This is a genomic window from Arenibacter sp. F26102, assembly GCF_023015865.1.
In the GTDB taxonomy this organism is placed as follows: domain Bacteria; phylum Bacteroidota; class Bacteroidia; order Flavobacteriales; family Flavobacteriaceae; genus Arenibacter.
Genome location: NZ_JALKBC010000008.1, coordinates 66,890 through 81,114, shown reverse-complemented (window position 1 = coordinate 81,114; position 14,225 = coordinate 66,890). Strand labels below are relative to the sequence as shown.

16 protein-coding genes are annotated in these 14,225 nt (G+C 38.1%); 8 read left to right on the top strand and 8 right to left on the bottom strand.

The genetic code is table 11. The features are described from left to right. Positions 1 to 3: 3 nt before the first annotated feature. Positions 4 to 1,485 (top strand): SusD/RagB family nutrient-binding outer membrane lipoprotein, encoded by a 1,482-nt coding sequence (locus MWU78_RS13105; protein ID WP_246998432.1) that lies wholly within the window; start codon positions 4 to 6, stop codon positions 1,483 to 1,485. 57 nt (positions 1,486 to 1,542) lie between these two features. Here the strand turns inward: MWU78_RS13105 and MWU78_RS13100 are convergent, their stop codons facing one another. From MWU78_RS13100 to MWU78_RS13075, 6 genes are all read right to left on the bottom strand, one after another. Further along, positions 1,543 to 2,604, bottom strand: coding sequence for an aminotransferase class I/II-fold pyridoxal phosphate-dependent enzyme (locus tag MWU78_RS13100; RefSeq protein ID WP_246998430.1), 1,062 nt, complete (start codon positions 2,602 to 2,604; stop codon positions 1,543 to 1,545). Continuing rightward, on the bottom strand, positions 2,604 to 3,614 hold the full coding sequence (locus MWU78_RS13095) for a dipeptide epimerase (protein ID WP_246998428.1): 1,011 nt from the start codon (positions 3,612 to 3,614) through the stop codon (positions 2,604 to 2,606). Before MWU78_RS13095 ends, MWU78_RS13100 begins: the two co-directional genes overlap by 1 nt. A 123-nt stretch (positions 3,615 to 3,737) precedes the next feature. Beyond that, positions 3,738 to 4,463: a head GIN domain-containing protein gene (locus MWU78_RS13090; RefSeq protein WP_246998426.1), complete on the bottom strand. Its 726-nt coding sequence runs from the start codon at positions 4,461 to 4,463 to the stop codon at positions 3,738 to 3,740. Positions 4,464 to 4,591: 128 nt separating this feature from the next. After that, positions 4,592 to 6,346 (bottom strand): PspC domain-containing protein, encoded by a 1,755-nt coding sequence (locus MWU78_RS13085; protein ID WP_246998425.1) that lies wholly within the window; start codon positions 6,344 to 6,346, stop codon positions 4,592 to 4,594. Between the two features lie 3 nt (positions 6,347 to 6,349). Then, positions 6,350 to 6,685 carry a PadR family transcriptional regulator gene (locus MWU78_RS13080; protein ID WP_187584608.1) on the bottom strand — a complete coding sequence of 112 codons (336 nt, stop codon included), beginning with the start codon at positions 6,683 to 6,685 and terminating at the stop codon, positions 6,350 to 6,352. Between the two features lie 124 nt (positions 6,686 to 6,809). Then, positions 6,810 to 7,292, bottom strand: a complete 483-nt coding sequence (locus tag MWU78_RS13075; RefSeq protein WP_246998423.1) for a DUF4870 domain-containing protein — start codon at positions 7,290 to 7,292, stop codon at positions 6,810 to 6,812. A gap of 265 nt (positions 7,293 to 7,557) precedes the next feature. Between MWU78_RS13075 and MWU78_RS13070 the strand changes: the two genes are divergently transcribed. From MWU78_RS13070 to MWU78_RS13050, 5 genes are all read left to right on the top strand, one after another. Continuing rightward, positions 7,558 to 8,013 (top strand): DUF4442 domain-containing protein, encoded by a 456-nt coding sequence (locus MWU78_RS13070; RefSeq protein WP_246998421.1) that lies wholly within the window; start codon positions 7,558 to 7,560, stop codon positions 8,011 to 8,013. A 169-nt stretch (positions 8,014 to 8,182) separates the two neighbouring features. Beyond that, positions 8,183 to 8,980 carry a TIGR00266 family protein gene (locus MWU78_RS13065; RefSeq protein WP_246998419.1) on the top strand — a complete coding sequence of 266 codons (798 nt, stop codon included), beginning with the start codon at positions 8,183 to 8,185 and terminating at the stop codon, positions 8,978 to 8,980. 46 nt (positions 8,981 to 9,026) lie between these two features. Continuing rightward, entirely contained in the window at positions 9,027 to 9,680 is a 654-nt protein-coding gene (locus tag MWU78_RS13060; RefSeq protein WP_246998417.1) for a DUF2461 domain-containing protein, read from the top strand. Positions 9,681 to 10,024: 344 nt separating this feature from the next. Continuing rightward, positions 10,025 to 10,612, top strand: a complete 588-nt coding sequence (gene nudK / locus MWU78_RS13055; protein ID WP_246998415.1) for a GDP-mannose pyrophosphatase NudK — start codon at positions 10,025 to 10,027, stop codon at positions 10,610 to 10,612. Positions 10,613 to 10,630: 18 nt separating this feature from the next. Next, complete coding sequence (locus MWU78_RS13050) at positions 10,631 to 11,140, top strand: peptide-methionine (S)-S-oxide reductase (protein ID WP_246998413.1); 510 nt, start codon at positions 10,631 to 10,633, stop codon at positions 11,138 to 11,140. On the opposite strand, the gene MWU78_RS13045 is transcribed toward MWU78_RS13050, so the two are convergent. Beyond that, positions 11,134 to 12,372 carry a D-alanyl-D-alanine carboxypeptidase gene (locus MWU78_RS13045; RefSeq protein ID WP_281503843.1) on the bottom strand — a complete coding sequence of 413 codons (1,239 nt, stop codon included), beginning with the start codon at positions 12,370 to 12,372 and terminating at the stop codon, positions 11,134 to 11,136. The genes MWU78_RS13050 and MWU78_RS13045 overlap by 7 nt on opposite strands. Before the next feature lie 177 nt (positions 12,373 to 12,549). Between MWU78_RS13045 and MWU78_RS13040 the strand changes: the two genes are divergently transcribed. After that, positions 12,550 to 12,747, top strand: coding sequence for a hypothetical protein (locus MWU78_RS13040; RefSeq protein WP_103442351.1), 198 nt, complete (start codon positions 12,550 to 12,552; stop codon positions 12,745 to 12,747). A 143-nt stretch (positions 12,748 to 12,890) separates the two neighbouring features. Continuing rightward, the gene (locus MWU78_RS13035; RefSeq protein ID WP_246998409.1) at positions 12,891 to 13,286 is read left to right on the top strand and encodes a hypothetical protein; all 396 of its coding nucleotides are present in this window, start codon (positions 12,891 to 12,893) and stop codon (positions 13,284 to 13,286) included. Here MWU78_RS13035 and MWU78_RS13030 read toward each other — a convergent pair whose 3' ends face one another. After that, positions 13,287 to 14,225 (bottom strand): LysR substrate-binding domain-containing protein, encoded by a 939-nt coding sequence (locus MWU78_RS13030; protein WP_246998407.1) that lies wholly within the window; start codon positions 14,223 to 14,225, stop codon positions 13,287 to 13,289.

Below are 14,225 nucleotides of genomic sequence, written 5' to 3'. Positions count from 1 at the left end.
AACATGAAAAACAATATAATAAAAACTGGAATTTTATCACTGTTATTGGTTACGCAGATTTCGTGTAGTGATGATTATTTTGATGTGAATACCCCTTCCAATACAGCAACTTTGGAAGAGTTAAGGATGCAGGATTTAATGGCGCCGGTAATACATAGTACCATGGAGGGTCAACGATCTGCTGAATTGGCATTTGGAAATTATGTGCAGAACTTTGTATCTACAGGTGGGGGAGCTGCCGGACAGACTGAAGCAAGTGGATTATGGAGTCAGGTTTACCTTTATATATTGCCGAATCTTAAAGCAATCAAGGAAAAGGCTGTAGAGACCAATGCTACACATATTGGAGCTATTTCTGATATTGTTATTGCAATAAATCTTGGAATAGCAACTGATACCTGGGATAATATTCCCTATTCGGATGCCACTGATGGCCCCGATAATAATTTCCCTACTTTCGATACGCAAGAATCGATTTATACGGAAATATTCACGCTTCTTAATTCGGCAATCACTGCCCTGGAAGGTCCTGATAACTCTGGCTTCAATTTAGGGAGCTCAGACCTTATCTATGGGGGAGATTCGGATCAATGGTTAAGGGCAGCTTACACTATAAAAGCGAGATATCAATTGCATTTGGTTAAAAAAGGAACCGTAACTGCCAATGAAGTCTTGGCCTCTATTGGTAATGGTTTTACCTCAAATGATGATAATTTTGAAATGTTCTACAATGAGAAAAACATCAACCCTTGGTATTCCATTGAAATACTTGCCAGGTCTACAGGTAACCTTAGCAATGATATAGCCAGTCAGTTGGTAAGTTCTATGAACGGGGATTACTATCCTTTTGAAAGTGTTGCACTTACCATTGATCCAAGATTGCCTCTTTTCGCAGAAAATGGGGATGAAGTTGAATGGAAAGGTTTTGTTAGTGGTGGAGAAGGGAAGTCCCCGGACGGTAGCGATGCCAATACCCGATTTAAGACAGATGGCTATTATACTAGTGTGGATTCTCCTTTAATGTTGATCAGTTATGCCGAAGCCAAATTTATTGAGGCTGAGGCCGCTTTTTTGGCCAACGGTGGTAATACGAACAGTATAGGATCCACCACAGAGGCATATACCGCTTATGTGGAAGGCATACAGGCCAGTATGGATATGTATGATGTTGATGGAACCGATTATTTAGCCGACGGTGCCATTGCGGTTGGGGAAGCAGGTTTAATGTTGCATCATATCATGAAGGAAAAATACATCCATAACTTTTTGAATCCTGAAACTTTTGTGGATTTTAGGAGATATGATTTTTCTAGCGATGTATTTACCGGTCTGCAAATTAGGTTGGATGAGTCAAGTGACGACAGCGAGTATTTTGGACAGTGGTTTAGGAGGGCCATTTATCCCTCAACCGAATTAAGCCGAAATGAGGCTAATGTTTTGGCAAATCAACAATCTCCGGTTACACCAGTATGGTGGGATAACTAGAAATTAATTGTTCTCTATTAAAAGAAACGGCCGTCCTTTTTTGGATGGCCGTTTTTTTTAGAAATATGAGTTTATTAGATTACACAATAAAAGGATATCCTTCTTTGTGTGATGGGCGCTGATTACGATTCTGCTCATAAGAGTGGAATCTTCATCTGGGTATCGAAAACTTGTCACCACTACCTTTTGCTCCTGCAGATATTTGGTGAGTTCCTCATCACTAAAACTGAACGCAGGATGTTCTTGCATAAACTTGAACTTGTCCAGCGCTTTTATATTGGACCTGAATAAATCAATATTATTTTTTAGGATAGTCCTTTTTTCTTTGAAAATCTCACTTCCATCAATAAAGCTTGCCATGGCAGCAGGTGTGGCCGGACTTGCACCTCCAAAAAACTGAGTGTCCACCAATTGTTCCATACGTATTTTAGAACCAAAAACGGTACCTGCCTGTATCCCAAAACCCTTTCCCAATGAGCAACAAACAATCAATTCCTTTGGGTTTAAATCCTTAATATTGCGAAAAACACCACCCCCGTTGTTGCCGACAATTCCAATTCCGTGCGAATCATCTACCACTAGAATGATATTTTCCAATGGTAGCATTTTTAATCCCTCAAAATCGGGATAGTTAGATCCGGAAAAATCAATGGCATCCAAAAACACCACTGGTGTGGTCTCTTGATCGGCTTTCAAATGATCTCTTACGGCTAAATTTAAGGCGGTGAACGTTTTGTAAGGTTTAAGTTTAGATATGCTAGGGTTAGGGGAATAGAGCGCAGAATGGGTATTTGGGGCATAGAATAGCCTATTTGCCTTGGTATCCATAAATTGTCTCACAAGTTGTCCTGCCAAATATCCAGACGACAGACTAATACAGGCCTCGCTTCCTACTAGACGGGATAAATGTTTTTCCGACTCCTTATAAATTGAAATTCGGATATTCGATTTTCTAGATGCCCCGTAATTTGTTCCGTATTTCCTTATATTGGATATAAAGATGTTCTGGAAAGCTTCATCCGTCTGAAGTCCTAGATAGGAGGTGCCACCAAAATACAAGTATTTCTTCTGTTCCAGCTCTATTTCCCTGCCAGGGAAGCGATCGATATAAAATGTCATTATCGCAAGCTTATTCCACTTCCTCCAACGGAAGGAAAGATTACTTTTCCATTGTCCTTTATAATAACCCCATCGGCAATGTCCTCCTTGAGCAACATGGCACCGTCCATATCTACATAATCCAATTGTGGAATTAATTGGGCTATGGCCGATATTCCCACAGTAGATTCCGTCATACAACCTACCATTACCTTAAGTCCCATTTCCTTGGCCTTCTCAATCATACGTCTTGCCGGGGTAAGCCCACCGCATTTGGACAATTTTATGTTTATTCCCGTAAAATGAAGGCCGCATTTTTCCACATCGGCTTCCACTATACAGCTTTCATCCGCTATAATGGGCAGAACACTTTTATGCATAACCTTTTCCATGCCTTCCCAATCATCGGCCTTAAGGGGTTGCTCAATAAACTCCACACCCAATACCTTTAAATATGGGGCATTCAGGATGGTTTCTTCAGCGGTCCATGCACAATTGGCATCAACCCTAAAAATAGCATCCGTATGTTTGCGCAACTCCCTTACAATCTCCACGTCCTTATCGGTGCCAAGTTTAATTTTATATATGGGCCAGGGCATTTCTTTCATTTTATCCACCATTTTTTCAATGGAGTCCAATCCTATGGTATAATTGGTTATCGGATAAGTGCTGTTGTCCGTATTCCATAAGTCATACAGGGGTTTGCCTTGTATTTTTCCAAATAAATCATTGGCAGCTAAATCTAATGCACAAATGGCAAAATTGCTCAGATTCTTTGAAACCAAAAATGCATGGAATGCTTCGGGTTCCTTAAAATTGAATTGCTCAATGTCATTTCTAACATTTTCAATCTCTGCCTGCATGGTTTCAAAGGTTATTTTGTAATAGGGGTTGGAAGTTGCCTCGCCATGGCCCGTTTTACCATCCAGTTCCAAAGAAACGATCATAGAATCTTGAAAATCATGGGATTCCCTGGAAATGCTGAAAGTGTGTTTTAAAGGGAGTACGTATTTTTTAATCTTTATTTTCATACCAAAATTTATAGAACGAATATAAAGAAAGCTAATGTATTGGAAAGTCAAAACCCATTGAAATCTCAATGGGTTTTATCAACATTTGTGCAATACAGTTGTTGCCAAGGCCTTGTTTGTAATTTAGAGTGCACTTACGCTTCCAGAGCTCGATTTTTTATGTTCTACAGTGGCATTTCCTGTATAGCGTATATTTCCGCCGCTACTAGCTTTTGCTATTAAGGATTCGGATGCATTAACTGTAATACCAGCGCCACTACTGGCACTGGCACTACATTTGGCAGAGTTTAAGTTTTCAGCTTTTATTCCTGAGCCACTACTTGCACTGCTGTTGAGTGTTTCTGTTTCTCCGGCCAGCCTAATATGGGCCCCGCTACTGCATTCCGCTATTACATTCAATGCCTTGAGTTCCTCTATTTGAAGATTGGAACCACTACTGGCACTTAAATCGATATTTTGTGCGCTAATGGCATTTTTGGTAGTCAGGGCAGCACCACTGGAAGTTTCCAAAGTGTTAATTACTGGTAAGGTAACGTAAACTTTTTTGGTAGCCCTACCAATATTTTCGATGGCATGAATTCGTAATGTACCATTTTTAATATCGGTTCCTATAAGGTCTATTATATTTTTGTCCGCTTCCACTACAATTTCGAAATCATTGCCTTGGGTAACATAAACATCCAAACCCTCAGAGGCTGAAATAGCGGTAAAATCCGAGTTAACGGCACGATGGTCTTCTTCAACAATTCCATTTCCCTTCTTGCCGTTTCCAATATTAATATCGAAACCGCAGGAAGAAAATAAAATTGCCAAGATAAGGGTGATGGTAATTCTTGCTAGTGTTGTCATGATTGTTGTTTTTTGGCTTGAAATAAACCCTGGGGGAAAGAGGTGTTCAAGGATTGATTAATGATTAAATAAAAATACTAATTAGGTTTCTTTAAACCCACTATATATTACTGAGCTGTTACAAGTGCCTACTGAACTGTATCTTTTTTTATTACCGTTTTTCTACTGTCCTTCGTTTTAAACTGTACGCCCTTTTCGTCGATTTTTAGTTTAAAATTATCCCCGTCTCCTTTTATATCTATATCCACTCCATCCTCATTTATGATTATTTTACCATTATTATCATCATCATAGCTTTCTACAGTAACAGGACAATTTTGGCATACTAGTTTCCCATTTACATTCATTTTCCATAGGTATTTGGTCATTTCACAACCATTCATGTCGCGATCCAAGGGAGCTCTCATTGTCCAACAATGATTATTGTCGCTTTCATATGCCAATACGGTGCCCTCTGGGATATATAGAACTATTCTTACTTCCTGGTCCCTGTATTTATTTTCTTTGGCGGTAGTCAAAAAATCGTCCAATATTAAAGTGTTTCCTTGCAAATCATAATTATAGTTCACTTCGTCCGCAGTCTCAGTGGCACTTTTAAAAGAATTCCCATTGGCATTCTTACGTATCTCGATACGGGCAATGGAATCTTTGGACATTTTAAGGTTTAGACGAACATCTTCCGAAACCAGTACTTCTTCACCATTTTCAGTGTAATCCAGAACTACCCCGTTTATTCCAATTTTATTGCCATTATTTAGATGTGAACCGGACTTCAAAATGATTTTCATGGGTTGGTCCGGCTGCTGGAAGGCCAGTTCCTGCTCTACTGAAACATTACCGGTATAGGCGTGGGCAGCTGCTTGTCTTATGCCAAAAACGGCCAATAAAATAATAGCGATCAACCACAATCCCAAAAGTGTAAATTTTGCAACATTACCAATAGATTTTAAGTTGTTCACCAAAATCTTTAAGCCTAGGTACATGAGAAAGAAAAAGGGAATCCCTATTGCGAAAAAGCCCAGTAGGGATACCAGCCAAACAGGGGTATTGGTTGAGTTCACCATATAATAAAAATCTATGCCTGGTAGGTGTATAATATCCAATATACCAACGGTAAAAAGACCCACGAACAATGCAACAATTCCAGAAGCACCGATTATGATCAGTATAATCCCAATAAATTTGCCAATGATCTTAAAAAAAAACATAATAATATCGGCAATGGCGTTAAAAAAGCTCCTACTACCATCTTTAACCTTGGTTCCCACTTTTTCATAGTCCACGTTTTTTACTTTCTCGGCTACGTCGTCAAAACCTTCCTTTACTTTTTTTTCAATATTACTTATGTTAACCGCTTCACCGCGCATGTCCAACTTCTGGGCAGTAGTAACGGCCTCGGGAATTAATATCCACAGTAGACCATAGATAAATACAAATCCTCCCCAGCTAAAAATGGTCAGTAGGATCCATAACAGTCTAACCCAGAGGGCGTCTATGCCAAAATAATGCCCCAGACCAGCAGATACACCTCCAATATACTTATTGTCTACGTCCCGATATAATTTCCTTACACGTCCCTGGTTTTTGGAAGTTTTTGGTTGATCCTCAAAAATGTCCTCATCAACCATATAATCTTCCGGTTGTCCCATTATGCCTATAATCTCGTCCACTTCCTTTTCTGTAATTACCTGTCTTTCGTTTTCCATTTTTTCATGGAAGAGTTCGGCAATTCTGGCTTCTATATCCGCTATAATCTCGTCACTACCACTGGTATTGGCGAAAGAGCGTTTTATGGCCTCTAAATAGCGTTGAAGTTTGCTATAGGCTACTTCATCTATATGAAAGAATAAATTGGCCAGATTTATATTTATTGTCTTGTTCATTTTTTAGTTGTTTTTTGTTTTGGTTACGAGGTTCGTCGCATTTCTTAATTCATCCCAAGTGGTATCCAATTCTTTTAGAAAAAGTTTACCTGTTTCGGTTAGGGTGTAGTATTTTCTTGGGGGGCCTGATGTAGATTCTTCCCAACGATAATTAAGAAGTCCCGCATTTTTTAGTCGTGTGAGGAGTGGATAAATAGTACCTTCCACTACTAGCATTTTAGCGTCTTTTAAGGTGTCCAGAATTTCGGAGGTATACTTGTCCTTTCCGTTGAGAATGGAAAGTATGCAGTACTCCAAGACTCCCTTGCGCATCTGTGCTTTTGTATTTTCAATATTCATAGTTGCATGATTATAATAATTTAACTGTTCGTTTTTTTGATGATCGCATTTAAGTGTTTCACTTTTGACTGATTAGATGAATAAACTCCGTAATTAGTGTGATGAGTACTAATTTGATTATGTGTTATTTTATAAATGTTATACTTATTGGGTATTTAAAATCCTGTCCTTCACTGGTACGAATGGTAGCTAGGATGGTATAAACTATATTCACCAAAAAAAGTCCCAACTGTGCAACTACAGCTATTCCCAAAGGCCAGAGTAGTTTGCCCAATTTTATTTGGCTAAAATCAAAATCAAAATTAAATCCATTGAAATTATTGAACTGCGCGAAACCAAAATCTCCCTGATGAATAATTTCTGGAATAATGCCAATAAAGAAAGGCACAGTTAAAATACCCAGTATAATTGAATACAATAGAAGGCTTATCTGAAAATTTAAGGCCTGTTTTCCATTTTGGTCTACGAATCCATGATCTTTCTTGTTCGCTGTCCAAAGTATCAATGGCAGGAGAAAGTTCCCGAAGGGGATAAAGTACTTGGAAAAAGTTGAGGCATGAATTATGGCCGACAAATTTTTTTCGTATTTACTAAGTGTTTCGGTCATGGCGTTTTAATTAGTGTTCTACGGTTTTACTATTTGTTTTCCATTCTAAAATGGAGTAATAATGATTTCCACTTAATATTTAGCCTGAAATATGAATCAGGGTACTGGATTTTGGAAGTCAAATCTACTACACATAATAACTTCCTATGCAAATATATATCTAAAAGAAGGTACTATGCAAAACAAAGTACTAAATTTTAACAGTAAATTAACATTTATTTGTTCGTACATTTTACATACTTTTGAAGTAAATTAAACTATACCTATGGCATCAGATGCGAGTAAAATAAACATGTTCAGTTTTTTTAAGCTACCTGCCGTTTGGTGGACAGGAGTGCGTTTAAGGTATATTGATGATCAAAAAGCCATTGTAACCGTTAGACATAGGTGGATAAATCAAAATCCTTTTAAATCCTTGTTTTGGGCTGTTCAAGGAATGGCGGCGGAACTAACAACAGGAGCCATGGTAATGAATCAGATTAGGAAAAGTGGAAGGAATATTTCGATGTTGGTGGCGAACAATAATGCTAATTTTTCAAAGAAAGCCACTGGTAAAATCACCTTTACCTGTACAGATGGGCATCTTATTTCCGATGCCATAAAGAATACTATTGCTACAGGGGAGGGACAGACCGTGTGGATGAAATCCGTTGGGGTCAATGAAGAGGGTATTGTAGTTTCAACCTTTAATTTTGAATGGACCCTTAAGGTTAAGGGTTAATGTTCCAATTGTTTAATTTGCCAATGAATCAATGTAGTAATGTAAGAATGCACTAATGGATCAATTTACCAATTAGGCCACCTTACCAATATACTATTGGAACATTGTAACAGAACGGTAGTTTTTGGTACTAATAGTTTGAAAAAAATCAAAATAATAAAGTTAGAATATGAATGCACACGAAATAGACTTTGTGATTTATGGTGAGGAAATGCAATATGTAGAAATTGAATTAGATCCCCAGGAGGCAGTTGTGGCGGAAGCAGGGAGTTTTATGATGATGGATTCCGACATTAAAATGGATACCATATTCGGGGATGGATCCAATCAGGACAACAGTGTCCTGGGCAAATTGTTCTCTGCTGGCAAGCGATTGCTGACAGGGGAAAGCCTCTTTATGACGGCATTTTTAAATATAGGTCACGGTAAAAAGCAAGTGAGTTTTGCTTCCCCGTATCCAGGTAAAATTATTCCAATAGACCTTACTGAATTCCAAGGAAAGTTTATTTGTCAGAAAGATGCTTTTTTATGTGCAGCAAAAGGGGTTTCCGTAGGTATTGAATTCTCAAAAAAACTAGGTCGTGGACTTTTTGGGGGAGAAGGATTTATCATGCAAAAATTAGAGGGAGACGGAATGGCTTTTGTACACGCTGGTGGTACCATAGCTAAAAAAATATTGGGCCCTGGCGAAACTCTAAAAGTCGATACCGGCTGTATTATTGGCTTTACAAAGGATGTGGATTATGATATAGAATTTATTGGTGGAATTAAAAATACCATCTTTGGAGGTGAAGGTCTGTTTTATGCCACCTTAAGGGGTCCTGGTACTGTTTATATTCAGTCGTTGCCTTTTAGCCGATTGGCCGGAAGAATCTTGGCATCAATTCCAAGAGGAGGGAAGGATAAGGGAGAAGGAAGTATTTTAGGTGGCTTGGGCGATCTATTGGACGGGGATAACCGATTTTAAAGAATTTAATAATCCATAATATTACCTATCATAACATATCCTAATAATGAATTTTAATTCCCTGTTTAAATTTCTAACCCAGCTCAACCAGAACAATTCCAAGGATTGGATGGATAAAAACCGAAATTGGTATAAAGAAGTTAGGGACGAATATATAGGATGGTTGAATGATTTGGATCTTGCCTTGGCGGCCGTGGATAATGAATACTATGGCACACCGGGTAAAAAAGGAATAAATCGCATCAATAATAATTTAATGTTTCATCCCAATAAACCTACTTACAAGGACCATTTTGGGGCAGGGCTGGATAAGGCGCCCAATACGGGTGACTTTTATGTTGAGATTGGACTTAGTAGTTCTATGCTGGCCGGTGGAATTTGGAGACCAGACCCCAAAACCTTAAAAAGTATTCGTGAGGCCATTGATTATGACGGTGAAGAACTCAAAAAAATTCTGAATAAAAAGACATTTAAAGAAACCTTTGGGGAGCTGGTTCTGGATGAAACCCTAAAGAAAGCACCCAAAGGATTTTCCAATGACCATCCACATATAGATCTATTGCGCAATAAGACCTTTGCCGTAATGCATCCCTTGACCCAAGAAGAAGTTTTACTGCCTGGTTTTAAGGAGAAGGTAATCTCTATTTATATGGAAATGCTGCCCTTTAGAAGGTATTTGAACAAGGCGGTTACTGTGTAAGGGTAGGCTGTTGAAAAATTTATTGTTGAAGGACAATTGTTTACATAGGGAATATCTGTAGATAAAACCGATCATTTTGTAAAGGAGGCAGTGGAGGCGAAACTTTCTTTCCGACTTAAACAGATACGCGCTACAAACCGATGACGTATTAATTATACGTTGCAGCGCTCCCAATGGGCATATGGAGTTCCGTTGAAAAAGACTTTATCTTGTTGATTGGACTATTCCTGTAACAATTGCATTAAAGTCTATATACCCTATTCAAAATGAAATTTATTATCACCGTTATCTGGATATTTAAAATCCCTAGATTTGTATGAAATTAATAAAATAACCTTCCCAAAGTGAAAAGCAATAAAGTAAGAAACGTAAATAGGGAACTTTTATCCAACAACTGGTATAAACTTGAAAAGATAACTTTTGATTATCTAAAAGCGGATGGGAATTGGGAATCTCAATCCCGTGAAGCATATGATAGGGGTAATGGTGCAGCTATCCTATTGTACAACAAAAAGAAAGGAAGTGTTATCCTTACAAGACAGTTTAGAATGCCAACGTACATTAACGGCAACGAGTCGGGCATGATGATAGAAGTCTGTGCCGGTCTGTTGGACGGTGACCATCCGGAGGATTGCATTAAAAAGGAGACGGAGGAGGAAACAGGATATAAATTAGATCATGTGGAAAAGGTATTCGAATCCTACATGTCTCCCGGTTCCGTAACCGAAGTTCTATATTTTTTTATTGGATCTTACGAAGAAAAAATGAAGGTGAGCGATGGTGGCGGAGCAGAATCCGAAACGGAAAATATTGAAGTATTGGAGTTGCCTTTTGATAGAGCATTGGCTATGATAGCTTCGGGAGAAATAAAGGACGCCAAGACCATAATGTTACTGCAATATGCTAAAATTAATGGGTTATTTTCCAATTAGCTTTGCGACCAATCCCTTATGAAAACAAATCAGAAAATTGGTTTTGGAGGTGGATGCCATTGGTGCACCGAAGCGGTTTACCAGTCCTTGAAAGGTGTTGGAGTGGTAGAACAGGGTTTTGTTGCTCCAAAAGGGAAAGAATCTTCCTTTTCTGAGGCTGTTATTGTGTATTACGATTCAAAATCCATCGCCCTCGAAGACTTAATTTTAATACACCTGCATACCCATAAATCGACTTCAGATCACAGCATGCGGAATAAATATCGGTCTGCCATTTATACTTTTGACCCATTGGATACTGAAAAGTCCAAAGCGTCATTACAGAATCTTCAAGAGCGTTTTAAAAAACCTTTGGTAACCAAGGTCTTGCCGTTTGGGGATTTTAAACTTTCGGACAAAGCATTCCAAAATTATTATTTTAACAATCCACAAAAGCCATTTTGTGATACCTATATTGCCCCTAAACTAAGGCTCTTGTCATTAAAATTTGGGAAGCATGTTGATGAAAGTAAGGTCTTGGGTCAATAATTATCCCTGATCATTTCGAAAATGGATTGCATTTGTTGTTTTACCTCCGCGTTGCTCTTGGTAAAATGATTGTTCATAAAACTAAATATCAAGGTTTTCCCCGAACGGGTTATCAGATATCCACTAAGGCAGTAATTATTGCCCAGCGACCCGGTTTTGGCGTAAATATAAGGGCTGTCATTACCGTTGAATTTGCCTTTTAAAGTTCCTGATAGGCCGCTAACAGGGAAAAAGTTAAAAAGGCGTTCACGAGGTATTTCTTGGTACATTTTATTCAGTACATATACCATGGTTTCCGGTGTGAATAAATTGTATCGGGAAAGGCCCGAACCATCCACCCATCGGGGTGGTTGTCTAAGTTCCTGTAAATAGTTGTCCAAAATAAACTTTCTGGCCTTGGCACTGTTTAAGGTATCCGAAAGGGTAGAGGAACTTAAAATCAATAATTGTTCTGCCAGAAAATTATCACTTACCTGCATCATTCTTTTATATACGGAATCTGAAGGAACGCTGTACAATATTTGTTTTTCCGTATCTGGCATTTTTTGTACAATATTCACCTTTTTAAGAAGTACTGTTTCCAGCAGTTTTTTGGTAAGAGTGCTATCTATCATAAAAGGACTCTCCAAAGTATCTCTTCTTTGTGTATCAAAATAAAAGGTATTGTTGTACAGTTCCCTGTTTACGCTATAAGTTATAGGTACTACTTGATTTTGGAAATAGCTTGGTATAACCTGTACACTGTCTTTACTGGAAATAGTTACAACATTGCCATATAAAGGCATGCCACTTCTTTCCGGACTAAAATACAGCTCATAATCCTCCCATGCCCAACCGGGGCCAAACCTACTTTCCTTAAAATTATTCAAGTAGAGGGATATGTTCTCGTATTCCTGGGCAAATTTTATTGCGGTACTGTCTGCGAAATAGGAATGCAACAAAGTTGGATCGCCCGTGCCTTCCATATAGAGGGTGTCATTTTTAACCACATATTTAAGCGCAGGAATCTTATCCGGTAGGGTTTTAAGTGAAGAAAATAATGTAATTATTTTGGTATTACTGGCGGGAGTAAAATATTTCTGACTATTGTGGCTATACACCGTATCATTTCTAACAGGGTCATAGACTAAAACGCCTTGGAAGTAATTAGTAGTTGCCACGGAACTTAGCTGTTTATTAATTTCTTTGGATAACTTATTGTTTTTAAAGGTTTTACATCCCGTAAAAATCATCGAGAAACAAACTAATATTAACGGTTTAAGTATACGTATTTTATCTGAATATGGTATTTGAAATTGTACGGTCATCGACTTTAACATCCTTTTATCTATTATTTAACGGAAAGACAGCAATAATATATATCTTTTAATGGTTATCTTAGTCCTAGCAACCTAAAATTATTTTGAAATATGGCAAGAGCTATGTTAGAGTACACTAAAACCGTACTGCAAAAGGTTAGTTTTGATACAAAGTTATTTTGCAAAGAACTAGAAAAAGCAGTGACAAGACTATTACCATTTGAAATAGAAGAATTAAAACTCTGGTTAAAACAATTCATTTTTGACAAGCCGGAACTACAACAAAGCTTACTTTATTTAAAAGCTTAGATACAAGCCACCCTTATATGGTGGCTTTTTTTATGGCCTGCCAAGCGGGAGCGAGGCAATTATTTTAATAATTGTTTTGTTTCGATAACAACTTTTTTGCTTAATTCAAACGTATATAATTGCGGACCCCCAATTTTATATACATGAAATATTTAACCTACCTGATTGTTCTAATCGTTTTGAGCTGTGGAAAGGACGAAGATACCTTGCCGGTAATTACCAACGAACTTCTCGGGGAATGGCAATTGGAAGCTACTAAAATAAGTCCTGGCGACATTGTTGAAAATTGGACAATGGTAGCCAATGGACCTAAATTCGAATTTAAGGCAAATGGATCCTATACCCATAACGAGAAGGCCTGTGGTGGAATTGTCAATGGAATCTTCAGTACAAATGATCAAGTATTAACATTGAGATATCACTGTGAAAACAATGCTATTGAGACCAATTTCAATATGAATTTTTCGGAAGGAAATCTTATTTTGTCCAACGTGGGCTGTATTGAGGAATGCTCCTATAAATATCGAAAAATAAATTAGCTATTTGTTTAACGGACTAATAATTTTTACGTCCTGGAAAGCAATAGCGCCTCTTACTACACTGGCGATCACATCATATAATGCTTCGGTAATCTGTATTTTGAGCTCACTCTTATGATATATTAGACTTACTTCCCGTGCTGGAGATGGATTTTTAAAAAATTTGAGGTTCTGCCTCTTTTTATCATCGAGTTCTATTGTATTTAGAAAGGGTAGGAGGGTCATGCCCAAACCTTCGTTAGACAGGTTGATCAGTGTTTCAAAACTACCACTCTGCAATTGAAAGTGTTCTTCCTGATAATTTTTGGAAGCATTACACAAATTTATTACCCCATCCCTAAAACAGTGTCCGTCCCTCAAAAGCAGGACATCTGAAATTTCCAGATCTTCCGGAGTCAATTCGAACGATTGCCCCAATCGGTGGTTAGGCGGTACGTAGCCTACGAAAGGTTCATAGTATAGTGGGCGTTCCTTTATATATTCGATTTCCAAAGGTGTGGCCGCAATGGCCGCATCAATATGGCCATCTTGTAGGTTCCGGATTAAATTATCAGTGTTTTGTTCCTTTATAATCAGGTTTACTTTAGGATATTTCTTAATAAAGGTCCTAAGGAACATAGGTAATAGGGTGGGCATAATTGTAGGAATTATTCCTAAGGTGAACTCCCCACCGATAAACCCTTTTTCTTGGTCTACAATATCTTTGATACGGTTGGCCTCGTTGACAATATTCTTAGCTTGTGCCACAATTTTTGCACCCACTTCTGTTATGGTGATGGGTTTTTTACTTCTATCGAAAATCAATATGTCCAATTCATCCTCCAATTTTTGTACTTGCATACTTAGGGTAGGTTGGGTAACGAAGCTTTTTTCGGCTGCCAAGGTGAAATTTTGGTACTCGGCTACGGCTAGTACATATTGCAATTGTGTAATGGTCAT